This is a genomic window from uncultured Bradyrhizobium sp., from assembly GCF_947648125.1.
In the GTDB taxonomy this organism is placed as follows: Bacteria; Pseudomonadota; Alphaproteobacteria; order Rhizobiales; family Xanthobacteraceae; genus Bradyrhizobium.
In genome coordinates this window covers 142,124-168,285 of sequence record NZ_CANSMR010000012.1, presented here as the reverse complement: position 1 = coordinate 168,285, position 26,162 = coordinate 142,124, and the positions used below count along the sequence as shown (strand labels likewise).

Sequence of the window (26,162 nt, the reverse complement as noted above, 5' to 3'; positions counted from 1 at the left end):
TCGAGGCGCTTTCCAGCAAGCGCCGGCGCACCGTCCATCGTATGCCGGGATTGCGCTCAAGGTTCGGTCCCGTCCGCGCATTGGAGAAGGAAGCAAAGCATGCCAGGGCCATTGGCGGGAGTTCGCGTACTTGATCTGACCGGTGTCGTTTCGGGCCCGTTTGCGACGATGTTTCTGGCCGATCAGGGCGCGGACGTTCTGAAAGTCGAACCGATCGGCGGCGACATCACCCGCCGCAGCCGGGCCAATGTCGACAAGACGGGTGAGTTCTCGGCGCTGTTCATCTCGTCGAACCGCGGCAAGCGTTCGCTCTCGATCGACATGAAGACCAACGCCGGCCGGGACGTGCTGGACAAGCTGGTCATGCAGTCCGACGTGCTGGTGCAGAATTTCCGGCCCGGCACGATGGAACGTCTCGGGCTCGGTCCGGACGAGGTGCGCAAGAAGAATCCGCGGCTGATCTATGTCTCGATCAGCGGCGTCGGCGAAGACGGTCCATACGCCAAGAAGCGCGTCTACGACCCCATCGTGCAAGCGCTGTCGGGGTTCTGCGATATCCAGGCGCAGCCGGTGACCAACCGTCCGCAGATGATCCGGACCATCGTGGCCGACAAGACGACGGCGGTCTATGCCGCGCAGGCGATCACGGCAGCGCTCTACGCGCGGGAAAAATCCGGCAGCGGCCAGCATATCCAGGTGGCGATGCTCGATGCGATGATCGCTTATCTCTGGCCGGAAGGCATGATGCAATACACGGTGGTCGGCCGCGAGCAGGCGACGGCCGATCCGAACGATCGTCCCGATCTCGTGTTCCAGACCTCGGACGGCTATCTGACCTGCGGGACCATCTCCGATTCCGAATGGCAGGGCTTCTGCAAGGCCACGGGCGATCCGGAGCTTGCCAGAGATGAACGCTTCGCCACGCCGGCTTCGCGCTCGGTCAACGCAACGGCGCGCATCAACAAGATGCAGGACTATATCGGCAGGCACACCACCGCCGAATGGCTGGTGCGGCTCGATGCGGCCGACGTGCCCTGCGCGCCGATCCTGCGGCGTGGCGAAATCATCGCCAACGAGCAGGTGGTTGCCCGCGGGCTGATCGCCGAGCTGGAACAGCCCGGGGTCGGCACGGTGCGGCAGCCGAAACCTGCGGCGCGCTTCGAGGTCGACGCCGCTGCGATCGGCGGCCCGGCCCCGCGCATCGGCCAGCATACGAGACAGGTGCTGCGCGATCTCGGTTACGGCGATGCCGCGATCGCAGAGATGATCGAGCAGAAGGCCGTGCGAGCGGTCTGAGCGACCGCGCCACGCAACGTCACCATTGCTGAACTGAACAACCGCCGTCGGTGGGAGATGTCCTATGGCCGAGACAAACAAGACTGCCTTATTGGTGGGTGCGGGCGATGCGATCGGTGCCGCGGTGGCGCGGCGCTTCGCCGCCGGCGGCTATTCGGTCTGCATCGCGCGACGCGATGCGGCGAAATCGGGCGCCTTGGTGGAGGAGCTGACCGGCGCCGGCAGCCGGGTGCATGCGTTCAGTGTCGACGCGCGGCGCGAGACCGAGGTGCAGGAGCTGTGCGAGCGGGTCGAACGCGAGATCGGGCCGATCGAGGTCTGCCTGTTCAACGCCGGCTCGAACGTCAAGAAGGAGCTGCACGAGACCAGCGAAAAACTGTTCTTCAAGGCCTGGGAGCTCGCCTGCTTCGCCGGCTTCCTGGTCGGGCGCGAGGCGACCCGGCACATGCTGCGGCATGGCCGCGGCACCATGCTGTTCACCGGCGCGACCGCGAGCGTGCGCGGCAGCAGCGGCTTTGCGGCATTCGCATCCGCCAAGTTCGGCCTGCGCGCGGTTGCCCAGGCGATGGCGCGCGAGCTCGGGCCGAAAAACATCCATGTCGCTCATCTCCTGATCGATGCCGGTGTCGACAGCCCGGCCATCCACCAGCGGATGAAAGCCGCCACGGGCGTCGACGCATCAGAGATCCCCCCGGATTCGCTGACCCGCACGTCCTCGATCGCGGAGGCCTACTGGTTCGTGCACCAGCAGAGCCGCGACGGATGGAGCCATGAACTGGATCTGCGTCCCTCCGTCGAGAAATGGTGACGTCATGCCGGAGACGCTGACGTTATGGGGGGTGGGGACATCGCGGACGATCCGGGCCCATTGGGCGTTGCACGAATTGGGGCTGGACTATCACTGCAAGCCGATCCTGCCGCGTTCGGGCGAGACCAAGACGCCGGAATACACGCTGCTCAATCCGCGGCAGAAAATTCCGCTGCTGCAGGACGGCGACTTTACGATCGGGGAGAGTGCGGCCATCGTCGCCTATCTGGCGCGCCATTACTCCAACCCGAACATTTCGCTCGTGCCGGTCGAAGAGCGCGACTTTGCGCGATGGCTGGAATGGTGCTTCTTCATCGTGGCTGAGCTGGACTCGACCAGCCTCTATGTGATGCGCCGCCATGACGTCCAAGGCCTCGCCCATATCTACGGCCATGCTCCGGATGTGGTCGTGAAAGCGGCCGAGTATTTTCGCCAGCAGCTTCGCCATGTCGAAGTCGCCTTGTCGGACGGCCGCCAGTATCTGATGGGCGATCAATTCACCAGCGCGGATATCCTGCTGACGACTTGCCTGGTATGGGCGATCGATTACGGTGTCGGGGTTTGCGAGGTCGCAACGCCCTATCTCGACCGCGTCACGGCGCGGCCGGCCTACAAGGAAAGTGTCGCGATCAACACCGTGAAGGTCTGATCGGTGACACGCGTCAGGGCCTCCTTGGCCGCTCAAAGGCAAACGTTGCCATCGGCTAAGCGAGCCAACGCTTGCGCCGCTTGTAGTGCTTCACATCGCGATATGATTTTCGCTTGTCGCCGGCGATGCCAAGATAGAACTCCTTGACGTCCTCGTTGTCGGCGAGGGCGCGCGCTTCGCCATCCATCACCACGCGGCCGTTCTCGAGGATGTAGCCGTGGCTCGCATATCTAAGCGCCATATTGGTGTTCTGTTCGGCGAGAAGAAACGATACACCTTCTTTGACGTTGAGATCCTTCACGATGTCAAATATCTCCTCGACGATCTGCGGCGCGAGGCCCATCGAAGGTTCGTCGAGCAGGATCATCTTCGGGCGCGACATCAGCGCGCGCCCGATCACACACATCTGTTGCTCACCGCCGGATGTATAGCCGGCGGTGGAGCCGCGCCGTTCCTTTAGACGGGGAAAATACGCGTAGACCCGTTCCAGATCCTGCGCGATCGCGAACTTGCCATCCGTCCGCGTAAAGGCGCCGGTCAGGATGTTCTCCTCGACCGTAAGATGAGGGAAGGCGCGCCGGCCCTCCATCACCTGAATGCAGCCGCGTCGCACCACGTCGTTTGGCGACAGGGACTTCACCTCGACGCCGTTGAACAGGATCGAGCCCTTGGTGACCTCGCCGCGCTCTGCGTGCAGCAGATTGGAGATCGCCTTCAGCGTCGTCGTCTTGCCGGCGCCGTTGGCGCCGAGAAGCGCGACAATGCCGCCTCGCGGGACCTCCAGCGAGACTCCCTTCAACACGAGGATGACGTGATCGTAGACAACCTCGATATTGTTGACCGATAGAATCAGAGCTGCCGTTTCCGTCGCAGCGGTGACGACCTTGGCGATTGACACGCGCAGACCTCCAAACTGGAACAGGGTCCTGGATCCGGGAGCAGGCAAACCTGCCTCCCGGATCACTTGCACCGGCTCAGGTTTCTTTTGCGCAGTCGCGCGGCGCGATCTTCTTCTCCGCGGCATACTTCGCGGACACGTCGGCCACGAGCGGTTCGATGAGCGATTCGTCGGCCGTGTACCAGTCGGAGATCACTCTCCAACCCTTGCCGTCCCATTGCTGGACGCGCCCGTAGCGCGCGCCCTCGTGGTCGGAGCAGGAAATGCTCACCGGCTTCAACATCCCCTCAAAGCCGAGTTCCTTGATACGATCAGCGGTGAGGATGAGGTTCTCAAGCCCCCAACGGACCTGCTCGCCCGTCAGCGGTTTCTTGCCGAACTTCTCCTGCGCCTTGCGGATCGCCTCCACGCCGAGCATGGCGTTCGTCATGCCGCGGTTGTAGAGAACTTCGCCGATCTTGCCAGGTTCTGTCGAACCCTTGCCCTTGGCGTAGACGTACTTCTCTATGTCAGTGTGAACGGGATATTTTCCTGCACCATGCTGAAGCATCAGCGACTTGTAGCCAGCGGCCTGATCACCTGCCGGCGTCACATCCGGCTCTGCGCCCGACCACCAGACACCGATCATCCTGTCGCGCGGATAGGCGACGGCGGCCGCTTCCTTGATTGCCGTGCTGTTCATGACGCCCCAGCCCCAGACCAGCACATAGTCCGGCCGATTCTGGCGGATCGCCAGCCATTGCGACTTCTGCTCGACACCGGGGTGGGTGACCGGGATCGGCGTGAACTCAAAGCCGTATTTCTGCGCCAACACCTGCAGCATTGGGATCGGCTCCTTGCCATACGGGCTGTCGTGATACAGCAGCGAAATCTTCTTGCCCTTCAGCTTGTCGAACCCGCCGAGCTCCTTGGCGGCGTGCTGAATCGCGATATCTGCCGCGGACCAGTAGGTGCCGAGCAGCGGGAAGTTGTACGGGAACACCGCGCCGTTCTTGGAATCGGCGCGGCCGTACCCCATCGTGATGATCGGGATCTTGTCGGTCGCGGTCTTTTCGGTGAGCGCGAAGGTGATGCCGGTCGACAGCGGATTGATGAAGGCCGCGCCGGTTGGACCCTTGCTCTTGAGACGCTCATAGCACTCGACGCCTTTGTCGGTCGCGTAGGCGGTCTCGCACTCCTCGACCAGAAGCTTGACGCCGTTGATGCCGCCGTCGCGCTCGTTGATCAGGTTGTAATAGTCGGCCACGCCGTTCGCATACGGCGCGCCGTTTACGGCGTACGGTCCGGTCCGGTAGGACAGAATCGGGATGAACTGCTCGTTTTGCGCTGCGGCCGGTGCGCTAAACGCGGCGCCGGCCAAGGCGGTCGCTAGTACCAATACACTGCGTGCAATGCTTGCCATATTGATATCCTCCTCTTTAGAGTCCCTCATTCCCGTCCGCGATGCTTGCTTCCTCTCCGCTGTCAGCGGCCGCCATCCGCGTTGCAACCGAGGCGCGATCGTTCCTTCAATAGGGAAACGGCCAAAGTCTAAGCTTCTCCTTGCCGATCGATATCAGCCGGGCGAAGCCATGGGGTTCCTTGATCAGCAGATAACAAATCAAGGATCCGAAGATGATGAACTGGAGGTGCGTGATCGTTTGCGTCGACAGTGGCAGGCCGAGTTCGGTTGGAATCACATTCAGCATGATCGGCGCGATGAGGATGAAAGCCGCCCCGATGAACGAACCCATGATCGATCCGAGCCCGCCGATGATGACCATGAACAGAAGCTCGAGCGAGCGGTCGATCGAGAACGCAAGCGGCTCCCATGAACCGAGGTAGACGAACGCCCAGAGCGCACCCGCCACCCCGATGATGAAGGAAGAGACCGCGAACGCCGTGAGCTTGGCATAGAGCGGCCGGATACCGATCAGTTCGGCGGCGATATCCATGTCGCGGATCGCCATCCACTGCCTGCCGAGATTGCCGCGAACGAGATTCTTCGCCAACACCGCCATCACGGTCGCGAAGAGCAGGCACAGCAGGTAGCGCTCGACCGGCGTGCGAACGACCATGCCGAAGAAATCCAGCGCCGGCGCATTGACCGATCCCGACGGGGCGTAGTTGGTGAACCACGGAATTCGCAGGAACGCCCAATCGAAGAAGAACTGCGCGGCGAGCGTTGCGACCGCCAGGTAGAGACCCTTGATCCGCAAACTGGGAATGCCGAACAGGATTCCGGCACCCGCCGCCATAAACCCGCCAAGCAGAATGGATGCCAGCACGGGCAATGGCGGGATCGAGATCGCGAAGCCAAGCCAGGCAAGCGGGATATGAACGCCTGTCGCCAGCTTGTAGGCGGAATAGGCGCCGATGGCCATGAACGCGCCGCTGCCTAGCGAAATCTGGCCGCAATAGCCGACAAGTATGTTCGTGCCGATGGCGGCGAGCGCCAGGATAAGGAAGGGCAGCAGGATCGCCCACAACAGATAGTCGGTGCGGAACGGCCAGATATGGAAGGTGGCCAACAGCGGCACGCCAACGAAAGCGATCGCGAGCAAGACGGCAAGCGCAATACGGTCCTGACGGATCGGAAAGATCGCCATGTCCTCCGCGTAGCTCGTCTTGAACTGGCCGGCCTCGCGATAAAGCACGACGAACTCCTTGCTTCAGATACGTTCGATGATCCGCTCGCCGAACAGCCCCTGCGGCCGTACGAGCAGCACCGCCAACGCCAGCACAAACGCAAACCAATATTCGATACCGCCGCCGATGGACGGCCCTAGATACGCCTCGGCAAGCTTCTCGCCCGCCCCCACGATAAGCCCGCCGACGATGGCTCCCGGAATCGAGGTGAGGCCCCCGATGATCAGAACCGGCAGCGCCTTTAGTGCGAGAAAAGTGATGGAGAACTGCACGCCGAGCTTGGTCCCCCACACGGTCGCCGCGACCAGCGCAACGAGGCCGGCGGCAAGCCAGACGACAAACCAGATCCAACTGATCGGGATACCGACTGAATGCGCGGCCAAATGGTCATCGGCCACGGCTCTGAGAGCGCGACCGGTCTTGGTGCGCTGAAAGAAGACGGCGAGGCCGGCGACCAGGACGCCTGCGATCAACGCGCCCCAGACATCCAGCTTGTTGACGAGAATCCCACCCGGGAACAGGCCTTCAAACAAGAACCAGGCGTCGGTCGGGAACAGCCGCAACGGATAGACATCCGATCCGAAGATCATCTCCGCGGCGCCCTCGATGACGAATGTCACGCCGATCGTCGACATGAACAGCGTCAGGCCATCCTGGTTGACAAGAGGTCCGATCACGAACCGCTCGATGAGCCAGGCCGTTGCCGCCATGATCACGGCGGCAAAGCCGATCGCGAGGACGACCGCGACCCAAAGCGGAAGGCCGTTGGCGACCAGGAGGTCGAGGGCGCGAACCAGCGCCAATCCCGCGAGCAATACCATTGCTCCCTGAGCAAAATTGAATACGCCGGATGCCTTGAAGATCAGCACGAAGCCGAGCGCGACCAGCGAATAGAGCACGCCGGACATCAATCCGCCGATCAGGACCTCGAGAAACTGACCCAGTGCGATCATAGACGCACCTCAATGCGCGACGCCAAGATATGCGTCGATGACGGCTTGACTTTTCTTCACTTCATCGGGCGTGCCGTCGGCGATCTTTACACCGTGATCAAGCACCGCTACGCGATCCGACAGATCCATGACCACGGCCATGTCGTGCTCGATCAGGGCGATGGCCGTGCCGTAATGGTTGTTCACATCAGTGATGAAGCGCGACATGTCCTCCTTCTCCTCGAGGTTCATGCCTGCCATCGGCTCGTCGAGGAGGAGAAGGTCGGGCTCCATCGCCAGAGCGCGACCGAGTTCGACACGCTTCTGCAAGCCGTATGGCAAACGCCCAACCGGTACCTTGCGGATTGTCTCGATCTCCAGAAAGTCGATGATCTCCTCGACCTTGCGCCGATGCTCGGCCTCCTCCGCGAGGGCGGGGCCATAACGCAGCATCTGCCATAACAGCCCTCGGCGCACCTTCAAGGTGCGGCCCGCCATGATGTTGTCGAGCGCGCTCATGCCCTTGAACAGAGCGACATTCTGAAAGGTGCGCGCGATGCCGCCGCGCGCCGCCTCGAAAGGCTGCATTTTGGCCCGGGTGCGCCCCTTGAAGGTGATGACGCCACGGTTGGGATGATAGAAGCCGTTGACGACGTTCAGCATCGAGGTCTTGCCGGCGCCGTTGGGGCCGATGATGGCCCGAATTTCGCCTTTTCTGACGTTGAACGAAACGTCGCGCAGCGCCTTGACGCCGCCGAAGGCAAGTGCCACGCCCTCGACCTGCAGCAGGATTTCGTTGGTGTCCGGCGCTCTCATGCTGCTATTCCCAACGATTCTGCCGGACCGATGACTTGCATGTCGCGAACCTTGACCCGTGCCGCGATCGTACCTTTGCGACCATCCTCCAACGTGACCTCGGTGGAAATGTCGGCTTCCTGCGAGCCGTTGTAGAGCGCCGTGACCAGCGGCGCATAGCGCTCGGCAATGAACCGGCGGCGCACCTTCTGCGTGCGGGTCAACTCGCCGTCATCCGCGTCGAGCTCCTTGGGCAGGATGAGGAAGCGGCGAACCTGCGCGCCGGCCAGCACCGTTTCCTTGGCAAGCGAGCGGTTCACCTCGGCAACGTCTTTCGCGACCATGTCGTAGACCAGCGGATGCCCGGCCAGTTCCTGATACGAACCGTAGGCAACGTTGTTGCGTTCCGCCCAATTTGCGACGGCGACCGGGTCGATGTTGAGCATCGCGCAAACAAAATCCCGGGAGTCACCGAAAGTGACCGCTTCCTTGATATTGGGATAGAACTTCAGTCTGTTCTCGAGATATTTCGGGGCAAACATCGTGCCGTCCGCCAGCCGACCGACGTCCTTCGCGCGGTCGATGATCTTCAGATGCCCGGTCTTCTCGTCGAAAAAGCCCGCGTCACCAGTCCTGACGTATCCGTCGGACGTCATGGCTTCCGCGGTCTTTGCCTGATCCTTGAAATATCCTAGGAACATGCCGGGCGATCGAAACTGCACTTCGCCCGATTCCGCAATGCGAATGTCAACATTGGGCGCCCGCGGACCAACCGTATCCGAGTAGATCTCGCCATCAGGCTGGCACGTTACATAAAGGAACGCTTCGGTCTGGCCGTAGAGCTGTTTCAGATTCAGTCCGATCGAACGGTAGAACGCGAACAGTTCCGGACCGATCGCTTCGCCTCCAGTGTATGCAACGCGCACCAGAGACAGGCCAAGAACGTTCTTGAGAGGCTCGTAGACCAGCCAGCGCCCGAGCCCATAGAGCAATCGGCCTGACAGCGGCACCGGACGTCCCGTCAAGACTTGCTCGCCATACCGCCACGCGACGTCCAGAAAGTAGCTGAACAATCGCCGCTTGATCGGCGCTGCGTCCTCCATCCGGACCATCAGCCGTGTCAGCATGGCCTCGAAACCGCGTGGTGGGGCCAAGTAGAAGGTTGGTCCGATCTCACGCCGATCCTGCTCAATCGTGTCGCCGCTCTCGGGACACGCTATGCAGAAGCCGGCCACAAGGCCTTGCACGTAGCTGACGTAATGATCGCCGGCCCAGGCCAACGGCAGATAGGCGAGCACCACGTCCCTGTCAGTCAGTCTGTCGAACCGCGTGGTGTCGGTCGCAGCATCGATGCAGCCTCGCGCCGACAGCATGACACCCTTCGGCGCGCCGGTCGTTCCCGAGGTGTAGAGAATGATCGCGATGTCCGAGCCTTTAGCTGCTCTAACGAATTCGTCAATCCGTGCACCAAGCGCGGCGTCGGCTGCAAGCGCTGCGCGGCCGTCCTCGATGACATCGCCGATTGCGATGATCCGACTGTGGTCGTAGCCCTCAAGGCCGCGCCGCTCGTCATAGACAATCTTGCTGAGTTGCGGCAGTCGGTCGGACACCGACAGGATCTTGTCGACCTGCTCCTGGTCTTGCGCTGCGACAAACTTCGCCTCGGCGTGAGCGAGCACAAACGCAAGCTCGTCGGCCACCGCATCGGAGTAGACCGGAACGGGAATAGCGCACAGCACCTGCGCTGCCATCATGGTCCAGTAAAGCTTCGGCCGATTGGAGCCGACCACGGCAATCGTGTCGCCCGGCTGCAAACCGAGACGATGCAAGCCCGCGGCGTAGGCGCGCACGATCTCGGCAACTTGAGCCCAGGTCCAGCTCTGCCAGATGCCAAGATCCTTGTGCCGAAACGCCGGACGCGTGCCTAACTGCGCTGCATTCCGCAGCAGCAATTTGGGGAACGTGTCAAACGATCCGCCACCGGCCATGTCGGTCTCGATCCCAAAAACCGGCGCGTTGGTTCGCCCCTGCTTATGGTGGCGCCGGCCCGTTTTGGGCAACAGCCATGCGAGTTCCGCATGTTCCAACATGACAGCGGATCGAGAGTCCTACAAGTCCGGATTACGGGGCAGTCCTCCGGCAGGGCGGACTGGCCGCCAATTCCCGAAGCGAATCTTGCAGCCAACCGATCAAGAACGTTTCTGCCAGCAGGCTGGTCGGCTCAGAAGGGGTAGCCCCAATGCCCGGCGAGCCTCATCTCTGACGGGCTGAGCGCGAGAACAGAGTCTCCGTCGTTCGAACTGCGAGCCCCAGGTCAATAGATTAAAGCGACGTCGTCGGGGCGCGACGCGATAGGACAGGCTTGCTGCCATCTACCCTGCGCTCGTCCAACTCGCATCGATCAGGGTATGGCTGCGTATCGGTGAGCCCGCGTCCCGGTCCTGTTCGGACCGCCGACGTCGCATTGCGGCGTCAGGCCGTAGCGGCCATGCAGTCCGCGCCAGAGGGCACTCAAGAGCATTTGCATCGAACGTCCCCTCGACATCAGCGATCGCAGGCATCCTGCTGACGTCACCGGCGGAATGACAGAGCCAAATCTGAGCAGGCCTGCGTAGTTTTTAAGCAGAGCGTTCTCGCAGCCGCGCCACGCGCGCCGAAAAATCTCATGAGATTCAAACGCCGGTGCTGTGGCACGCCTCGTGCATCAATGGCGTCGAGTTGGCCGCTAGGGTTCCGACCTTGATACACAAGGTGCTGGTCCGAGAGCAGCCGCTTGCGGGGGAGACATCCCCGCAGGTGCACGGCGGGATAAAAGCCCGGGAGACCTCGTTAGCCAAGGGATTGGCGGAGCGATGGTCTTTTCGCCAGTCCCTTTTTGTGAAGTTTCGCAAGAGGGATCGGCAATGAACAAGTTCTCTTTCTTCCTCCGCTCTGTTGTCATCGGCTGCGCGATCGTGCTCGCGGCCGCATCCGTCGCTGACGCCGCACCGAAGAAAAGCTTCAAGGTCGCCTGGTCGATCTATGTCGGGTGGATGCCGTGGGGCTATGCGGCCGACACCGGCATCGTCAAGAAGTGGGCCGACAAATACGGCATCACGATCGAGGTCAAGCAATTCAACGACTACGTCGAATCGATCAACCAGTACACCGCCGGCGGCTATGACGCCGTCACCATCACCAACATGGACGCGCTGTCGATCCCGGCCGCCGGTGGCGTCGACACCACCGCGGTCGTGATGGGCGATTTCTCCAACGGCAACGATGCCGTGATCCTCAAGAACAAGTCGGATCTCGCCGCGATCAAGGGACAGACGGTCAACCTGGTCGAATTCTCGGTGTCGCACTATCTGCTCGCCCGCGCGCTCGAGACCAGCAAGCTGAGCGAGAAGGACGTCAAGGTCGTCAACACGTCCGATGCCGATATCGCCGCCGCCTACAAGACGCCCGACGTCAATGCGGTCGTGACCTGGAATCCGATCGTGACGGAAATCCTCGGCTCGCCTGATGCGAAGAAGGTGTTCGATTCCTCGCAGATTCCCGGCGAGATCATGGACCTGATGGTGGTCAACACGGCGGTCGCCAAGGACAATCCGGATTTCGCCAAGGCGCTGGTCGGCATCTGGTACGAGACGCTCTCCAGGATGACGGCGAACGATCCCGCGGCGAAGGCCGCCAAGGAGGCGATGGCCAAGGCCTCCGGCACCGATCTCGCCGGCTTCGACAGCCAGCTCTCGACCACAAAACTGTTCGACAAGGCAACGGACGCGGAAGCGTTTACGCGCAGCCAGACCATCGGCGTGACCATGGATCGGGTGCGCAAGTTCCTGTTCGAGAAGGACCTGCTCGGCAAGGGCGCGAAGTCGGTCGACGCGGTCGGGATCGAGCTCGCCGACAAGTCGGTGCTGGGCGACAAGTCGAACGTCAAGCTGCGCTTCGACCCGACCTGGATGGACGAAGCCGCCAAAGGCAAGCTCTGACGCCAAGCCCTGACGCGCATCGCGTTGCCTCAAGCAGGAGCCGGACATGCGACTTGTGAACATACGGCCGGGACGGCAGACGCGATTCTATCTGCTCGCGCTGCCGTTCCTGTTGGTCGCAATCGCCTACTTCGTCGGCTCCAGCGCGCGGCTCGCGCAAAACCCGAACGACAAGCTGCTGCCGGCGCTGCCGAACATGGTGCAGGCCGTCAAGCAGATGGCGTTCGAGGTCGATCCGCGCACCAGCAGCTATCTGATGGCCTCCGACACCGTCGCCAGCTTGGGGCGGCTGGGGTCGGCGCTGGCGATCTCGACGGTGGCGGCGCTCGTTCTCGGCATCGTGATCGGCCTGTTGCCGGGCGCCAATGCCCTGCTCGGGCCGTTCGTGTCGGTGACTTCGATGGTGCCGCCGCTGGCGCTGTTGCCGATCTTGTTCATCGTGATGGGCCTCGGGGAGAATTCGAAGATTGCGCTGATCGTGATCGGGACGCTGCCCTGCATGATCCGCGACCTCGCCATGAAGGTGCAGGAGCTGCCGCGCGAGCAGATCGTCAAGGCGCAGACGCTCGGCGCCTCGACCTGGCAGATCGCGCTGCGCGTTGCGATGCCGCAAACCCTGCCGCGGCTGATCGACGTGCTGCGTCTGCAGCTCGGCCCGGCCTGGCTGTTCCTGATCGCGGCCGAGGCGATCGCATCCGACTCCGGGCTCGGCTACCGGATATTCCTGGTGCGTCGCTATCTCGCGATGGACGTCATCATCCCCTACGTCGCCTGGATCACGCTGCTGGCGTTCCTGATCGATGTCGGCCTGCGCGTCATGCAGCGCAGGCTGTTTCCCTGGTTTGCGTCGGTGAGGGCGGAATGAGCGCGATCCGGTTCGACGACGTCTGGAAGGAATACGGCGATCACATCGTGCTCGAGCGCATCACGATGGAGGTCGAGCCGCGCGCCTTCATTGCGCTGGTCGGTCCGTCCGGCTGCGGCAAGACCACGCTGCTGCGGATGCTGCTCGGCGAGGAGCAGCCGAGCCGCGGGCAGATTTTGGTCGACGGCAAGCCGTTGCGTGCCGAGCCGGATGCCGATCGCGGCGTGGTGTTCCAGCGCTACTCGGTGTTTCCGCATCTGACCGTGCTGCAAAACGTCATGCTCGGCCGCGAATTGCGCGACGCCAAATTCACCGCCCGGCTGTTCGGCGCCGCGCGGCGTGCCGCGACCGACGAGGCCATGAAGCTGCTCGCCGAGGTCGGACTCGCCGGTCAGGAGAGTAAATATCCCTCCGCGCTGTCGGGCGGCATGCAGCAGCGCCTCGCGCTGGCGCAGGCGATCATGCGCGAGCCAAAGATCCTGCTGCTCGACGAGCCGTTCGGCGCGCTCGATCCGGGCATTCGCGCCGACATCCATCTGTTGATGAAGCGGCTCTGGAACGAGACCCATCTGACGGTCGTGATGGTGACGCATGACCTCAGCGAGGCCTTCGGTCTCGCAACGCGTGTGATCGCGCTGGAGCGACAGCGCAACCGCCCGGAGGAGCGCGAGCGCTACGGCGCCACGGTGTCGCGCGACCTCGAGATCTTTCCACGCCGCAGCGCCGAGCTGCGGTCACCAGTTCAACCAGCTCCGATCGGGACGACCCGGTCAGACCAGGAGCATCAGCCGGGACGGCCCGGCGCTCTCGTCTTGAAGGAGCAACCATGATCCTCACAGAGGAACAGAAGGCCGAGATCGCCGCGCATGCGCGACGCTACAACGAGCTGAAGGCGGCAGGGCAGGAGCATGCTCCGCGTGCGCTGCCGGCGCCGACCTCGCGCGCCGCTGCGCCAATCGCCGCCGACACGATCATTCATCGGGAGGTGATTCCGGCCGGCTGGTACTGGACGACCAGGCTGAACCGCGGCGATACGCTGCGCATCGTCAACACGCTGGGGACATCGACCGTCAGCCTACTCGCCTGGAATGCCGCCGATCCCATCGAGCGGCTTAACCACGCCGACACAATCAAGGTGCAGTGGGCGGCGCGCTTGCAGAAGGGACGCGTATTGCTGTCGGACATGGGGCGCGCGCTGCTCGGCATCACCGAGGACAGCAGCGCCGCGCATGATGCCGTGGTCGGCGGCTCGACCGCGGCGACCAACCTGGCGAAGTACGGCGAAGGGAGTTTCCGCAATACGCGCGACAATTTCGTCCTGGCTGCGGCCAAGCTCGGGCTCGATCGCCGCGACGTCCATCCCTGCGTCAGCTTCTTTGCACCGGTTGCGATCGACGCGGACGGCAAGTTTGCCTGGTCCGACGCGCGTCGGCAAAAGAGAGATTTCGTCGATCTGCGCGCGGAGATGGACCTGCTCATTGCGCTGTCGAACTGCCCGCATCCGCTCGATCCCGCGGAAAGCTATCCGCGAGCGAGCGTGGAGATCGTGCGCTATCGCGCGGGCGCGCCCGCCGCCGATGATCTGTGCCGCACCGCGACGGCCGAGGCGATCCGCGCTTATGAGAACAATGCGCTGTATCTCGGCGAGACCAGCGAAGGAGCCGTGCAATGACCACGCAATCCGCTCAGACCCGCGGCCGCATCGTTCTCGACGTGGAAATTCCCGCACGCAAGCCGTGGTCCTCCGTCATCCGCAAGGGGCAGACGCTGCGGATCACGGATACCCATGGCCAGCAGGCGGTCGATACGCTGTTCTATCGCGCCGACGATCTTGGCGAGCGCTACAGCGGCCAGGATACGCTGCGCGCGCAGGGCTCGGCCTATGTCGGGCTCGGCACCCGGGTCATGTCCAATGAAGGCCGGGTGATGCTGCGCGTCACGGTTGATAGTTGCGGCCTGCATGATACCTCGGCCGGCGCCTGCTCCTGCGAAAGCAACACCGTGCGGTTCGGGCACCAGACCCGCTACCAGCACGCCTGCCGCGAGAACTTCGTGCTGGAAGCTGCGAAATACGGCATGTCGAAGCGTGACATCGTGCCGAATTTGAACTTCTTCATGAACGTGCCGATCGATCCCGCCGGCAATTTCACCGTGGTCGACGGCGTCTCCAAGCCCGGTGATGCGATCGAGCTGGTTGCCGAGATGGATGTGCTGTGCCTGATCTCGAACTGCCCGCAGATCAACAATCCCTGCAACGGCTTCTTCCCGACGCCCGTGCAGGTCGCGATCTTCGAGCCGGAGGCGTGAGGCATGTTCAGCAAGGTCCTGATTGCCAACCGCGGCGAGATCGCCGGGCGGATCGGCAGAACATTGCACCGCATGGGCATCGGCTCGGTCGCGGTCTATTCCGACGCCGACCGCTTCACGCGGCCGGTGCTGGAGGCTGACGAGGCGGTGCGCATTGGCCCGGCGCCGGCGGCGGAGAGCTATCTCAACGTCGATGCGATCATGGCGGCGTGCCTCGCGACCGGCGCGCAGGCGGTCCATCCCGGCTATGGCTTCCTGTCGGAGAACCGCCGCTTTGCCGAGCGGCTCGCCGAGCATGGCATCAAGTTCATCGGGCCGCGGCCGGAGCATCTTGACACCTTCGGCCTCAAGCACCGCGCGCGCGAGATCGCCGAGCGCAGCGGCGTGCCGCTGCTGCCGGGCTCCGGCCTGCTGGAGACGATCGACGAGGCGGTGCAACAGGCGGAAGCGATCGGCTTTCCGGTGATGCTGAAGAGCACCGCGGGCGGCGGCGGCATCGGCATGCAGCTCTGCCACGACATGGCGACGCTGCGCGAGCGGTTCGAATCCGTGCAGCGCACGGCACGCGCGAGCTTCGGTGATGCCCGGGTCTATCTCGAACGGTTCGTGGCGCGCGCGCGGCACATCGAGGTGCAGATCTTCGGCAACGGCAAGGGCGATGTGGTCGCGCTCGGCGAACGCGACTGCTCGCTGCAGCGGCGCAACCAGAAGGTTTTTGAGGAGACCCCCGCGCCGGGCCTTTCAGCGGACATCCGCCGGCGGCTGCACGCGGCTGCTGTGTCGCTCGGCAAGGCGGTGTCCTACGAATCCGCCGGCACGGTGGAGTTCATCTATGATGTCGCGCGCGAGGATTTCTACTTCCTCGAGGTCAACACCCGTCTCCAGGTCGAGCACCCCGTCACCGAGCAGGTCACCGGCGTCGACCTCGTCGAATGGATGATCCGGCAGGCGGCCGGCGAGGACGTGCTGGGCCAGGTCGGCACGCTGACGCCAAAAGGCGCGGCGATCGAGGTGCGGCTCTATGCCGAGAATCCGGGCGCGGGCTTCCGCCCAAGCGCGGGCCGGCTGACGCAGGTCAGCTTTTCACCGGACGCGCGGATCGACGGCTGGATCGAGACCGGCACCGAGGTGTCGCCGTTCTATGATCCGATGCTGGCCAAGATCATCGTCTCGGCCGAGACGCGCAATGCCGCGATCGCGAAGCTGGCGCAGGCGCTGGACGACACGGTGGTCGCCGGGATCGAGACCAATCTCGACTATCTCCGCGCCATCGCCGCGTCCGATGTGTTCCGCAGCGGGCAGGTGGCAACCAGCGTGCTCGGCGCGTTCGCCTATCGCCCCCGCACCATCGACGTCGTCGCACCGGGTGCGCAGAGCGGGGTGCAGGAATTGCCCGGCCGCCTGCATCTCTGGCATGTCGGCGTGCCGCCGAGCGGGCCGATGGACGAGCGGTCGTTTCGTCTCGCCAACCGTGTGGTCGGAAATCCGGAAGTAACGACGGCGCTGGAGCTGACGGTCAACGGCCCGACCTTGCGCTTCAATACCGAATCGATCGTCGCGCTGTCGGGCGCACGCATGAAGGCATCGCTCGACGGCGCCGATGTCGGCTATGACGAGCCGGTCGCGGTACGCGCAGGCCAGACGCTCGTCCTCGGCAGTATCAGGGGCCCGGGCCAACGCGCGTATCTCGCCGTGCGCGGCGGCATCGACGTGCCCGAGATCCTGGGATCGCGCGCCGTGTTCGCGCTCGGCGCCTTCGGCGGCCATGCGACGGGCTCGCTGAAGGCCGGCGACGTGCTGCATATCGGCGCCGAGCCGTCGAGCCTTGCCGCGCCGCGACGCGCTGCGGAGGACGAGCGGCCAGAGCTGACTTCGGCGTGGCAGATCGGCGTGGTCTATGGCCCGCATGGTGCGCCGGACTTCTTCCTCGACGAGGACATCGAAACACTGTTCGCATCGAGCTACGAGGTGCACTTCAACAGCGCGCGGACCGGCGTGCGGCTGATCGGACCGAAGCCGCGCTGGGCCCGCGCCGATGGCGGCGAGGCCGGGCTGCATCCGTCGAACATTCACGACAACGCCTATGCGGTGGGCTCGATCGATTTCACCGGCGACATGCCGATCATTCTCGGCCCGGACGGACCGAGTCTCGGCGGCTTCGTCTGTCCGGCGGTCGTCGCGCGCGACGAGCTCTGGAAGATCGGCCAGCTCCGGCCCGGCGACACCGTCCGCTTCGTGCCGGTGGAACGCAACGATCCGGTTGCCGGCCCAACCGTGCTGCGCGCGCCCGAGCTCGGCTCGGCAGTTGTCGGACGCAATGATGATGGCCCGATCCCGGTGGTCTACCGCCGCGCCGGCGACGAAAATCTGCTGGTCGAATACGGTCCGATGGAGCTCGACATCGCGCTGCGGCTGCGCGTCCATGTACTGGCGCAGGCGCTGGAGGAAGCGAAGCTCGGCGGCCTGATCGATCTGACGCCCGGCATCCGCTCGTTGCAGATCCATTATGACGGCACGGCGCTGTCGCGAACGAAGCTGCTCGATGTGCTCAGGCGGATCGAGCGCGACCTGCCGCCGGTCGACGCCATGCGGGTGCCGAGCCGCACCGTGCATCTGCCGCTGTCGTGGCGGGATCCAGAGGCCGAGCTGGCGATGCGCAAATATCAGGAGCTGGTCCGCGCCGATGCGCCGTGGTGTCCGTCGAATGTCGAGTTCATCCGGCGCATCAACGGACTTGCGAGTGAGGACGATGTCCGCCGCATCGTGTTCGATGCCGACTATTTCGTGCTCGGCCTCGGTGACGTCTATCTCGGCGCGCCGGTGGCGACCCCGCTCGATCCGCGGCACCGGCTGGTGACCACGAAGTACAATCCGGCACGGACCTGGACGCCGGAGAACGCGGTCGGAATCGGCGGCGCCTATATGTGCATCTATGGCATGGAAGGGCCGGGCGGCTACCAGCTGTTCGGCCGCACCATCCAGGTCTGGAACACCTGGCGCACCACGCGGGTGTTCGAACCCGGTCATCCCTGGCTGTTGCGGTTCTTCGACAAGATCCGTTTCTTTCCGGTCGACGCCGATGAATTGCTGGATGCACGCGCCGCATTCCCGCACGGGCAATACGACATCAGGATCGAGCAGAACGAGTTCTCCTACGCCGACTATGCCAGGACATTGGCCGACGCGCAGCCGTCGATCGCCGCGTTCAAGGCGACACAGCAGGCCGCGTTCGATGCCGAGCGCCAGCGCTGGCGCGAGATGAAGCTTGACGAGACGTTGGTTGAATCGATCGATGCGGGTGTCGCCTCGACGGGCGTTCCCGACGGCCAGGTCGGCGCCTTTTCGGAAGTGCCGGGTAACATCTGGAAGATCCTGGTCGAGGAGGGCGCCGTGGTCGCGGCCGGCGACGTGCTTGCCATCATCGAGTCCATGAAGATGGAGATCAGCGTGCATTCGCCAAGCGCGGGCAGGATTGCGTCGGTGCCGGTCAAGCCCGGCCAGACGCTGCGCGCGGGCGATGTCGTGGCGTTGATCCGGCCGGAGTAGATTCGACCGCGTCACGAGCCTCTCATGCCGATCTGCTGGGGTCCTGTCCCCGTCATTGTGCTATGGGGGACGATCGGACGGAAGCCGATAGCGCCACGCCTCGTTGGCAAGGAGCCGGCGCTGTCGGTCGGTGATGGCAGGCCATCCGGAGCGTACCACGCTGAGGACCGCAGCGTCGGCGGATGGACCTTCATCGCAAGCAAAATAGGCGCGAAGCCGTCCTTCGCAGTGGAAGCCGAGGCCGGTGTAGAGCTCGAGCGTACGCCGCAGGCGCCAATCCAGATGCACCTCGGCCCGCTCGACGGCGAGCACCTCGAACGCATACCGCGTCATGAGATGTGCGATATGGCTCATGAGCAGGACATCGTCCATTCGTCCGCTGCTCCAGATCGGCGCAAGCGTCGCCCGCTTCTCCTCCGGCTCGAGCGCCGCGAAAGCGGTAAGGCCAATAATGTCGCCTGACCCGGCGTCCTCGATCGCGAACGCGGCCGTGACGTTCGCGCAGCTCAACGTGGCTGCCATGCGCGCGGCCGCCGCCCGGCCGGAGCCGCCGCGATCGAGCTGCCGAAGCATGCCGGCGTCCCCGAGCGGCTTGACCCGCGAGATCTCGGAACCGTGGATCCTGGTCAGCAGGATGCGGTCGGTGGCCAAGGCGGCATGGCTGTCTGCGAATTGCATGCCCTATTGACGCATCGAACCGATATGCCGTCAAATGACCGAAATGGCAGTTCATATGCGGATTGGTCATGTCCCTGAATCCGAGACACGTTGACCTGTTTCGCGAGGTCGTGCGTCACAACGGAATCACCAAGGCGGCCCTGAGCCTGCGGATCGGGCAGCCCTTCGTCAGTCGCGCCATCGCGCGGCTGGAGCGCGAGATCGGCTTCGCGCTGTTCGAACGCGGCCGCGGCGGCGTCACGTTGACGCCGGAAGGCGAGATATTCCTGCATGAGGTGGAGCGCAACCAGGCAGGGCTGGAGTATCTGGCGCGTGCGGCGCGCGGCATTCGCGCGCGAGGCAGCGGGACGCTGAGGATCGCCTGCCTTCCGGCATTCACCTATTCGTTGATGCCGCGGATCGTCAGCAACTTCTCCAGGAAGAACCCCGGCATCATGCTGTCGGTCGCCGTGCACAGCCCTGAACGCGTCTGGAGTCTGGTTGCCGCGGGCCAGTGCGATGTCGGGCTGGCGCGACCCCAGTCGGGTTTTGCAGCGGTCGACGACGAGCTGCTGATGACGACCGACGCCATCTGCGTGCTGCCGCGTCAGCACCGGCTGCAGTCCAAGCGATTGATCATGCCGAAGGACCTGCACGGCGAGGCGATGATTGCGCCAGCCCCAGGCGCGCCGCATCGAACGCGCCTCGAACGCGCCTTCGAAGACGCCGGGGCCGAGGTCAGAACGGTGGCGGAGATTCAGTACAGCATGCAGCGCTGCGCTCTGGTTGCGCAGGGGCTGGGCTTCTCGATCGTCGATCCGGTCGTGGCGCGGGATTTTGCCAGCGCCCGGATCGTGCTCAAGCCGTTCAAGCCGCGGCTGGAGCTCACCACCGTGCTGCTGTTTCCGTCGCAACGGCCGCGCAGCCGTCTTGCGCTCGAATTCTGCGACCTGCTTCGCGCCGAGACCGCGGAATACAGGAAGCCCGCGCGCGCTCCGGCCTGACCCGATCCGGGCGGCTTTGCCCGGATGCGGCGTTTCAAGCGAGCTTGGGCGGCTTGGCCGCCGGCTTGACCGGCACATCCAGCGTGGCGCGACCAGCCGCCGTCGAGTCCATGAAGATGGAGATCAGCGTGCCGCGCCAGGCGCGGGCAGGATTACATCGGTGGCGTTGATCCGGCCGGCGTAGTTCCTTTTCGCCCTCAACAGACAAGCGAGAGGGGATCGCGGGTCTTAGCGAGATGCCAGCTCACGGGAATAGTCGATTTACAACCTGGGATGAGCAGGTATGATCAGACCTTATATTCTTGATCAAATTTGCTCACGCTCCCGGTGTCCCGATGTTGAGGCGCCTAGCTGTTATTCTGGCAGCCGATGTCGTTGGCTTCTCGGCCCTCATGGAGGAGAACGAAGAAGGCACTGTTGCGCGTGTTACTCAACTGCGGACCGAAGTTATCGAACCCAGTCTCCACGAGGAGCATGGACGTCTCATCAAGACGACGGGAGATGGATTCCTCGCCGAATTTGCAAGCCCGATGGCCGCGCTCCGAAGCGCCATCACAATTCAAGAAGAAGTTTCGCGGCTCACGCTGCCTCTGCAACTTCGGATCGGCCTTAATCTGGGTGATGTGATCATCCAGGACGATGGCGATGTCTATGGGGAAGGCGTGAACATCGCCGCCCGCCTGGAAGGATTGTGCGAGCCGGGAACGATCCTGGTATCTGAAAAACTCTATTCCGAAGTGGTCCGTAAGATCGACGTCCGGTTCGAGGATCGCGGTGAGTTGAAGCTCAAGAACATCGGCAAGCCTATTCGCGCCTACTCGGTCGGGAAGGGGGTGCAGAGCTCGGGCCCCGTGGTCGTCACCCTGGAAGCAACGCCATCCATTGCGGTCTTGCCGTTCAACAATATGAGCAGCGACCCCGAGCAGGATTTCTTTGCCGACGGCATCACGGAAGACATCATCACCGAGCTTTCTCGTTTCAAGGGGCTGCTCGTCATCGCGCGCAACTCGACCTTCACCTACAAGGGCAAGCCCGTCGACATCAAGAAGATCGGAGCGGAGCTGGGCGTCAAGTACATCCTGGAAGGCAGTGTCCGGCGCTCCGGCCAGCGCGTGCGTATCAATGCTCAGTTGATCAATGTGGAGACGGGCGGTCACGTCTGGGCCGAGCGATACGACGGGGACCTGGTCGATATCTTCGACCTGCAGGATGACATCACGAAGCGGGTCGTTGCGACACTCCAGACCGAGCTGATCTTCCTGGAAGGGAGCCTGATAGATCGAACATCCTCAGCAGGCCTTGATATTTGGACCGCGAACAAGAAGGCTTGGAGGGAGTTTTACGGCCTCAATCGGGATAGTCTGGAAAAGTCTCGGGACCTTGCAAGGCAAATGACGGTCGATTTCCCGGCGAGCCCGGAAGGCTATAAGCTGTTGTCCCTCGTCACGAGCCACCTGGTGTTCATGGGTTTTGCTTCGAATGCGGAGGAGTTCAAGTCCGAAGCGGAGCAATCAATCCGAACGGCCCTGAAGCTGTCAGTCAACGACGAGCATGTCTATTGGGGCCTTGGAATTGTATTCGGTACCCTGAACGACCGGATTGACGAGGCAATCGGAGCCCTTCAACGCTCGATTGAAATCAATCCAAACTTTTCACTCGGTTATGGGACATTGGGCACCATTCTCGCCTATGGCGGCCGCGCGCAGGAAAGCATCGAAACGACGAAGTTCGCGATCAAGCTCAATCCAAAAGATCCCAGCATCTTCTTTCGCTACACCGTGCTGTCCATCTCGCATTTCTTGCTGGCGGATTATTCGGAGGCAGCAAAGTGGGCGCGATCTTCGATCGAACGGAAGCCCGACTACTGGGTGGCGCACGCGCTCTTGACTGCAAGTCTTCAGATCGTCGGCAAGACCAGTGAGGCGGCAACCGCATGTGGCGCCTTGCTGGCGGCGCTGCCGCGCTTGTCGATCAGATCGATGCCCATCCAGCCCGTGCGGCCGAAGGCTGCACAACAGCTTTTTCACCAGGCCCTGACGGAAGCCGGGTTGCCGTCGTCAAGCTAGGTTACGGACGTTGTCGGCCCGGATGACACGCGGCCCGCCGTCCCGCCTCAAACCTCCAGCCATTCCTCGCGAATGGCGGCATTCGCCTTCAACTGCTCGGGGGTGCCTTCGAACACGACGCGGCCGTGGCCCATGATGTAGACCCGGTTCGATATCTTCATCGCGATCGAGAGCTTCTGCTCGACGAGGAGGATGGCGACGCCGGCCTTGGCGATCCGCGCGATCAGCTCGCCGACCTGCTGCACGATCAGCGGTGCCAGACCTTCGGTCGGCTCGTCGATCATCATCAATTCAGGATCGCCGAGCAGCGTGCGGCAGGTGGTCAGCATCTGCTTCTCGCCGCCCGAGAGTACGCCGGCCGGCGTGTCGGCGCGGCGGGCGAGGTTCGGAAACATGTCGAGCATCTCCTGCAGCCGCCACTTGCCGGGACGGCGCGGGTCCTTGATGCCGAGGATCAGGTTCTGGCGAACCGTCAGGCTTGGGAAGATGTCGCGATGCTCGGGCACGTAGCCGAGCCCGAGGCGGGCGATCTTGTGGCTCGGCAGGCCCGCGATGTCCTTGCCCTTGAAACGGATGGTGCCCTGTGGCGGCACCTCGCCCATGATCGCCTTGACGGTGGTCGAGCGGCCGACGCCGTTGCGCCCGAGCAGGCTCACGACCTCGCCGGCAGCGATGTCGAGATCGACACCCTGCAGGATGTGGCTCTTGCCGTAATAGGCGTGGAGATTCCTGACCTCGAGCATCAGTCGACCTCCTCGCCGAGATAGGCTTCCTTGACCTTCGGATTGCCGCGGATCTCCTCCGGGGTGCCGGAGGCGATGATGTGGCCGTAGACCAGCACCGAGATGCGGTCGGCGAGGCCGAACACCACGCTCATGTCGTGCTCGACGATCACGAGCGTGCGGCCTTCGGTGAGGCGGCGGATCAACGCGACGGCGCGCTCGGTCTCGGCGTGGCTCATGCCCGCGGTCGGCTCGTCCAGCATGATGACGCTGGCGCCGCCCGCAATCGTGATGCCGATCTCGAGCTCGCGCTGCTCGGCATAGGTCAAGAGGCCCGCCGGCACGTCGCGGCGATGGCTGAGATGGATGTCGTCGAGGATCTGCGCGGTGCGCTGCTTCACCTCGGGCAGGTTGTCGACGTTCTTCCAGAACGCGTAGCGGTGGCCGGTCGCCCACAGCACGGCGCAGCGGACGTTCTCCCACACCGTCATGCGGGCGAACACGTTGGTGACCTGGAACGAGCGCGACAGGCCGCGCCGGTTGATCTCGAACGGCCGCAGGCCCGAGGTGACTTCGCCGTTCAGCCGGATCTCGCCCGAGGTCGGCTTGATGTGGCCGCTGATCAGGTTGAACGTCGTCGACTTGCCGGCGCCGTTAGGGCCGATGATGGCGTGACGCTCGCCCTTGGCGACGCTCAAATTGAGATCGCGGATGATGGCGACATTGCCGAAGCTCTTCTCGACGGCGTTGACTTGGATGGCCGCGGTCATGCGAGATACCCCCGATCACGGGCCACCGTCGCGGCGCGATCCCAGGCTTCCGCGATGCGCCGCCAGGTGATGCGCGCGACCAGGAAGCCGCCGACCACGAGAACGGCGGCAGCCGCCCAGGTCGTCGGCGCGGTTGCGACGAAGGGAATGCCGAGCAGATTGATCACATCGCCACCGGAGAAGCGTGCGACGGTTTCGATGGTCAGGATGATGCCGAGCGCCAGCGCCAGCGTCGGGATCGCCGCGACCAGATAGGACGGGATCACGGAACGAAGCGTGCCGGCGCGGATCAGCGGACGGTGCTTCATCAAGATGCCGGCGATGCCGCCCGGCGCGTACATCACGATGGCGATGAAGATGATGCCGAAATAGAGCTGCCAGACCGAGGTGACGTTGGTCAGACCGAGCTGCAGATAGGTCACGAGGATGGCGCCGAGGATCGGACCGAAGAAATAGGCGGTGCCGCCGATGAACGCGGAGAACAGCACGAGGCCCGACTGCGTCGCGCCGAGATAGGCCGAGTTGGCGATCTCGAAGTTGATCGCGGTCAGCCCGCCGGCGATGCCGGCGAAGAAGCCGGCGAACATGTAGGCGAGGTAACGCACCACATGCGGATCGTAGCCGATGAACTCGACGCGCTCCGGATTGTCGCGCACCGCGTTGCAGATGCGCCCGAGCGGCGTGCGGGTCAGCGCGTACATCGCGATCGCCGAGACCATCACCCAGAACGCGATCAGGTAGTAGACCTGGATCTGAGGCCCGAAGGTCCAGCCGAACAGCGGCATCAGCGCGGTGCGGTCGGTGGTGATGCCGGATTCGCCGCCGAACACGCTGCGCAGGATCAGCGACGACGAGGCGACCAGTTCGCCGATGCCGAGCGAGATCATCGCAAACACGGTGCCGGCGCGCTTGGTCATGACCCAGCCGACCAGCAATGCGAAGGCCATGCCGCCGATGCCGCCCATCAGCGGGATCACCGGCAGCGGGATCGGCCAGTTGTGGCTCGCGACCGCATTCATGGCGTGCACGGCGAGGAAGCCGCCGAGGCCGTACTGCACGGCGTGGCCGAACGACAAGAGGCCGGTCTGGCCGAGCAGGATGTTGTAGGACAGCGCGAAGATGATCGCGATGCCGATCAGGCTGAACGAGGTCAGCGAGCCGCCGGAGGAGAAGATCAGCGGCAGCACGACGAGCGCGGCGGCTGCGACCAGCCAGATGCCATAGAAGCTCAGGGCGCTGCTGGACTCTTCTTTGGCCATTGCGGGAGCGGGGGTCACAGCGTTCGTCATGACTCGCGCGTCCCCAACAGGCCCATGGGGCGGAAGATCAGCACCAGCACCAGCAGCAGATAGGGCAGGATCGGCGCGATCTGCGCGATCGTGACGTTCCAGATGTCGGTGAGCGGCGAAGCGCCGAGGCTCGGATCGAGCGGACCGAACACGCTGGCGAGCGAACCGTTGAGCGCGACCGCAAAAGTCTGGATCAGCCCGATCAGGAGCGAAGCGATGAAGGCGCCGGGCAGCGAGCCGAGGCCGCCGAACACGATGACGACGAACAGGATCGGGCCGAGCAGCGCGGCCATGTCGGACTGCGTCACCAGCGAGGGGCCGGCGATGACGCCGGCGAGACCCGCCAGCGCGCTGCCGACGCCGAACACCAGCATGAACACGCGGCCGACATTGTGACCGAGATGGCCGACCATGCTCGGATGAGTCAGCGCGGCCTGCACGATGAGGCCGACCCGCGTCCGCTTCAGGGTGACCAGCAGCGCGATGAAGATCACGACCGAGACCACCAGCATGAAGATCTTGTAGGCGGGGTAGTTGGTGGAGAACACGGTGAAGGCCGGAAAGTCGAGTGCCGCCGGAACCCGGTAGTCGACCGGGCTCTTGCCCCAGATCATCGAGACGATTTCCTCGATGGCGAAGGCGAGACCGAAGGTCAGCAGCAGCTCGGCGACATGGCCGTGCTTGTGGGTGTTGCGCAGGCCGTAGCGCTCGACGCCCATGCCGACCACGCCGACCAAGAGCGGTGCGATCACCAGCGCCGGCCAGAAGCCGATCCAGCGGGTGAGCTGAAAGCCGAAGAACGCGCCCAGCATGTAGAAGCTCGCATGCGCGAAGTTGAGCACGCCCATCATGCTGAAGATGACGGTGAGCCCGCTGGACAGCAGAAACAACAGCATGCCGAACAGGACGCCATTGAGCGTCGAGATGACGATGAGCTCAGCCACGGCGCACCC

At 63.6% G+C, this 26,162-nt stretch carries 22 protein-coding genes and 1 riboswitch; of the genes, 11 read left to right on the top strand and 11 right to left on the bottom strand.

Features of this window, described 5'->3' with window-relative positions; translation table 11 throughout:
* Positions 1 to 99: 99 nt before the first annotated feature.
* The 3 genes from Q0030_RS22080 to Q0030_RS22070 all read left to right on the top strand — a co-directional run bounded on the left by Q0030_RS22080 (position 100) and on the right by Q0030_RS22070 (position 2,753).
* A complete protein-coding gene (locus Q0030_RS22080; RefSeq protein ID WP_298371638.1) occupies positions 100 to 1,296 on the top strand; it encodes a CaiB/BaiF CoA-transferase family protein in 1,197 nt (398 codons plus the stop codon).
* A gap of 64 nt (positions 1,297 to 1,360) precedes the next feature.
* Positions 1,361 to 2,104, top strand: a complete 744-nt coding sequence (locus tag Q0030_RS22075) for an SDR family NAD(P)-dependent oxidoreductase (protein ID WP_298371636.1) — start codon at positions 1,361 to 1,363, stop codon at positions 2,102 to 2,104.
* 4 nt (positions 2,105 to 2,108) lie between these two features.
* A complete protein-coding gene (locus Q0030_RS22070) occupies positions 2,109 to 2,753 on the top strand; it encodes a glutathione S-transferase family protein (protein ID WP_298371711.1) in 645 nt (214 codons plus the stop codon).
* A gap of 55 nt (positions 2,754 to 2,808) precedes the next feature.
* On the opposite strand, the gene Q0030_RS22065 is transcribed toward Q0030_RS22070, so the two are convergent.
* The 6 genes from Q0030_RS22065 to Q0030_RS22040 all read right to left on the bottom strand — a co-directional run bounded on the left by Q0030_RS22065 (position 2,809) and on the right by Q0030_RS22040 (position 9,994).
* A complete protein-coding gene (locus Q0030_RS22065) occupies positions 2,809 to 3,651 on the bottom strand; it encodes an ABC transporter ATP-binding protein (RefSeq protein WP_298371635.1) in 843 nt (280 codons plus the stop codon).
* A 76-nt stretch (positions 3,652 to 3,727) separates the two neighbouring features.
* Positions 3,728 to 5,053 (bottom strand): ABC transporter substrate-binding protein, encoded by a 1,326-nt coding sequence (locus Q0030_RS22060; protein ID WP_298371634.1) that lies wholly within the window; start codon positions 5,051 to 5,053, stop codon positions 3,728 to 3,730.
* 106 nt (positions 5,054 to 5,159) lie between these two features.
* On the bottom strand, positions 5,160 to 6,287 hold the full coding sequence (locus Q0030_RS22055; protein ID WP_298371632.1) for a branched-chain amino acid ABC transporter permease: 1,128 nt from the start codon (positions 6,285 to 6,287) through the stop codon (positions 5,160 to 5,162).
* A gap of 15 nt (positions 6,288 to 6,302) precedes the next feature.
* Positions 6,303 to 7,232 carry a branched-chain amino acid ABC transporter permease gene (locus Q0030_RS22050; RefSeq protein WP_298371630.1) on the bottom strand — a complete coding sequence of 310 codons (930 nt, stop codon included), beginning with the start codon at positions 7,230 to 7,232 and terminating at the stop codon, positions 6,303 to 6,305.
* 9 nt (positions 7,233 to 7,241) lie between these two features.
* Positions 7,242 to 8,027: an ABC transporter ATP-binding protein gene (locus tag Q0030_RS22045; RefSeq protein ID WP_298371629.1), complete on the bottom strand. Its 786-nt coding sequence runs from the start codon at positions 8,025 to 8,027 to the stop codon at positions 7,242 to 7,244.
* A complete protein-coding gene (locus Q0030_RS22040; RefSeq protein ID WP_298371627.1) occupies positions 8,024 to 9,994 on the bottom strand; it encodes an AMP-binding protein in 1,971 nt (656 codons plus the stop codon). Before Q0030_RS22040 ends, Q0030_RS22045 begins: the two co-directional genes overlap by 4 nt.
* Positions 9,995 to 10,720: 726 nt before the next feature.
* Positions 10,721 to 10,831, top strand: a riboswitch (guanidine-I (ykkC/yxkD leader).
* 78 nt (positions 10,832 to 10,909) lie between these two features.
* Here Q0030_RS22040 and Q0030_RS22035 point away from each other — a divergent pair.
* The 6 genes from Q0030_RS22035 to uca are packed head-to-tail and all read left to right on the top strand — an operon-like array spanning position 10,910 to position 18,701.
* On the top strand, positions 10,910 to 11,983 hold the full coding sequence (locus Q0030_RS22035; RefSeq protein ID WP_298371625.1) for a putative urea ABC transporter substrate-binding protein: 1,074 nt from the start codon (positions 10,910 to 10,912) through the stop codon (positions 11,981 to 11,983).
* Between the two features lie 46 nt (positions 11,984 to 12,029).
* Entirely contained in the window at positions 12,030 to 12,848 is an 819-nt protein-coding gene (locus Q0030_RS22030) for an ABC transporter permease (protein WP_298371624.1), read from the top strand.
* Complete coding sequence (locus Q0030_RS22025; protein ID WP_298371622.1) at positions 12,845 to 13,678, top strand: ABC transporter ATP-binding protein; 834 nt, start codon at positions 12,845 to 12,847, stop codon at positions 13,676 to 13,678. Before Q0030_RS22030 ends, Q0030_RS22025 begins: the two co-directional genes overlap by 4 nt.
* Entirely contained in the window at positions 13,675 to 14,520 is an 846-nt protein-coding gene (locus Q0030_RS22020) for an urea amidolyase associated protein UAAP1 (RefSeq protein WP_298371620.1), read from the top strand. The genes Q0030_RS22025 and Q0030_RS22020 overlap by 4 nt, the downstream gene beginning before the upstream one ends.
* The gene (locus Q0030_RS22015; RefSeq protein ID WP_298371618.1) at positions 14,517 to 15,155 is read left to right on the top strand and encodes an urea amidolyase associated protein UAAP2; all 639 of its coding nucleotides are present in this window, start codon (positions 14,517 to 14,519) and stop codon (positions 15,153 to 15,155) included. Before Q0030_RS22020 ends, Q0030_RS22015 begins: the two co-directional genes overlap by 4 nt.
* A 3-nt stretch (positions 15,156 to 15,158) precedes the next feature.
* Positions 15,159 to 18,701, top strand: a complete 3,543-nt coding sequence (gene uca, locus Q0030_RS22010; RefSeq protein WP_298371616.1) for an urea carboxylase — start codon at positions 15,159 to 15,161, stop codon at positions 18,699 to 18,701.
* Positions 18,702 to 18,761: 60 nt separating this feature from the next.
* Here uca and Q0030_RS22005 read toward each other — a convergent pair whose 3' ends face one another.
* Positions 18,762 to 19,379 carry a GNAT family protein gene (locus Q0030_RS22005; protein WP_298371615.1) on the bottom strand — a complete coding sequence of 206 codons (618 nt, stop codon included), beginning with the start codon at positions 19,377 to 19,379 and terminating at the stop codon, positions 18,762 to 18,764.
* A gap of 68 nt (positions 19,380 to 19,447) precedes the next feature.
* On the opposite strand from Q0030_RS22005, the gene Q0030_RS22000 reads away from it, so the two are divergent.
* Complete coding sequence (locus Q0030_RS22000; protein WP_298371614.1) at positions 19,448 to 20,362, top strand: LysR family transcriptional regulator; 915 nt, start codon at positions 19,448 to 19,450, stop codon at positions 20,360 to 20,362.
* A gap of 302 nt (positions 20,363 to 20,664) precedes the next feature.
* On the top strand, positions 20,665 to 22,428 hold the full coding sequence (locus Q0030_RS21995; RefSeq protein ID WP_298371612.1) for an adenylate/guanylate cyclase domain-containing protein: 1,764 nt from the start codon (positions 20,665 to 20,667) through the stop codon (positions 22,426 to 22,428).
* A gap of 47 nt (positions 22,429 to 22,475) precedes the next feature.
* On the opposite strand, the gene Q0030_RS21990 is transcribed toward Q0030_RS21995, so the two are convergent.
* From Q0030_RS21990 to Q0030_RS21975, 4 genes are read right to left on the bottom strand one after another with little or no spacing between them, the layout of a single operon-like run.
* Positions 22,476 to 23,171: an ABC transporter ATP-binding protein gene (locus Q0030_RS21990; protein WP_229167925.1), complete on the bottom strand. Its 696-nt coding sequence runs from the start codon at positions 23,169 to 23,171 to the stop codon at positions 22,476 to 22,478.
* Positions 23,171 to 23,920 (bottom strand): ABC transporter ATP-binding protein, encoded by a 750-nt coding sequence (locus Q0030_RS21985; RefSeq protein WP_028332917.1) that lies wholly within the window; start codon positions 23,918 to 23,920, stop codon positions 23,171 to 23,173. Before Q0030_RS21985 ends, Q0030_RS21990 begins: the two co-directional genes overlap by 1 nt.
* Positions 23,917 to 25,209 carry a branched-chain amino acid ABC transporter permease gene (locus Q0030_RS21980; RefSeq protein WP_298371607.1) on the bottom strand — a complete coding sequence of 431 codons (1,293 nt, stop codon included), beginning with the start codon at positions 25,207 to 25,209 and terminating at the stop codon, positions 23,917 to 23,919. The genes Q0030_RS21985 and Q0030_RS21980 overlap by 4 nt, the downstream gene beginning before the upstream one ends.
* Positions 25,206 to 26,153: a branched-chain amino acid ABC transporter permease gene (locus tag Q0030_RS21975; RefSeq protein WP_173638683.1), complete on the bottom strand. Its 948-nt coding sequence runs from the start codon at positions 26,151 to 26,153 to the stop codon at positions 25,206 to 25,208. The genes Q0030_RS21980 and Q0030_RS21975 overlap by 4 nt, the downstream gene beginning before the upstream one ends.
* Positions 26,154 to 26,162 lie beyond the last annotated feature (9 nt).

Bases quoted from the DNA above. Each gene is read 5' to 3' on its own strand.
- Q0030_RS22080 (WP_298371638.1), top strand. From the start codon at position 100: ATGCCAGGGCCATTGGCGGGAGTTCGCGTACTTGATCTGACCGGTGTC.
- Q0030_RS22075 (WP_298371636.1), top strand. From the start codon at position 1,361: ATGGCCGAGACAAACAAGACTGCCTTATTGGTGGGTGCGGGCGATGCG.
- Q0030_RS22070 (WP_298371711.1), top strand. From the start codon at position 2,109: ATGCCGGAGACGCTGACGTTATGGGGGGTGGGGACATCGCGGACGATC.
- Q0030_RS22060 (WP_298371634.1), bottom strand. From the start codon at position 5,053: ATGGCAAGCATTGCACGCAGTGTATTGGTACTAGCGACCGCCTTGGCC.
- Q0030_RS22050 (WP_298371630.1), bottom strand. From the start codon at position 7,232: ATGATCGCACTGGGTCAGTTTCTCGAGGTCCTGATCGGCGGATTGATG.
- Q0030_RS22045 (WP_298371629.1), bottom strand. From the start codon at position 8,027: ATGAGAGCGCCGGACACCAACGAAATCCTGCTGCAGGTCGAGGGCGTG.
- Q0030_RS22040 (WP_298371627.1), bottom strand. From the start codon at position 9,994: ATGGCCGGTGGCGGATCGTTTGACACGTTCCCCAAATTGCTGCTGCGG.
- Q0030_RS22035 (WP_298371625.1), top strand. From the start codon at position 10,910: ATGAACAAGTTCTCTTTCTTCCTCCGCTCTGTTGTCATCGGCTGCGCG.
- Q0030_RS22030 (WP_298371624.1), top strand. From the start codon at position 12,030: ATGCGACTTGTGAACATACGGCCGGGACGGCAGACGCGATTCTATCTG.
- Q0030_RS22025 (WP_298371622.1), top strand. From the start codon at position 12,845: ATGAGCGCGATCCGGTTCGACGACGTCTGGAAGGAATACGGCGATCAC.
- Q0030_RS22020 (WP_298371620.1), top strand. From the start codon at position 13,675: ATGATCCTCACAGAGGAACAGAAGGCCGAGATCGCCGCGCATGCGCGA.
- Q0030_RS22015 (WP_298371618.1), top strand. From the start codon at position 14,517: ATGACCACGCAATCCGCTCAGACCCGCGGCCGCATCGTTCTCGACGTG.
- uca (WP_298371616.1), top strand. From the start codon at position 15,159: ATGTTCAGCAAGGTCCTGATTGCCAACCGCGGCGAGATCGCCGGGCGG.
- Q0030_RS22005 (WP_298371615.1), bottom strand. From the start codon at position 19,379: ATGCAATTCGCAGACAGCCATGCCGCCTTGGCCACCGACCGCATCCTG.
- Q0030_RS22000 (WP_298371614.1), top strand. From the start codon at position 19,448: ATGTCCCTGAATCCGAGACACGTTGACCTGTTTCGCGAGGTCGTGCGT.
- Q0030_RS21990 (WP_229167925.1), bottom strand. From the start codon at position 23,171: ATGCTCGAGGTCAGGAATCTCCACGCCTATTACGGCAAGAGCCACATC.
- Q0030_RS21985 (WP_028332917.1), bottom strand. From the start codon at position 23,920: ATGACCGCGGCCATCCAAGTCAACGCCGTCGAGAAGAGCTTCGGCAAT.
- Q0030_RS21980 (WP_298371607.1), bottom strand. From the start codon at position 25,209: ATGACGAACGCTGTGACCCCCGCTCCCGCAATGGCCAAAGAAGAGTCC.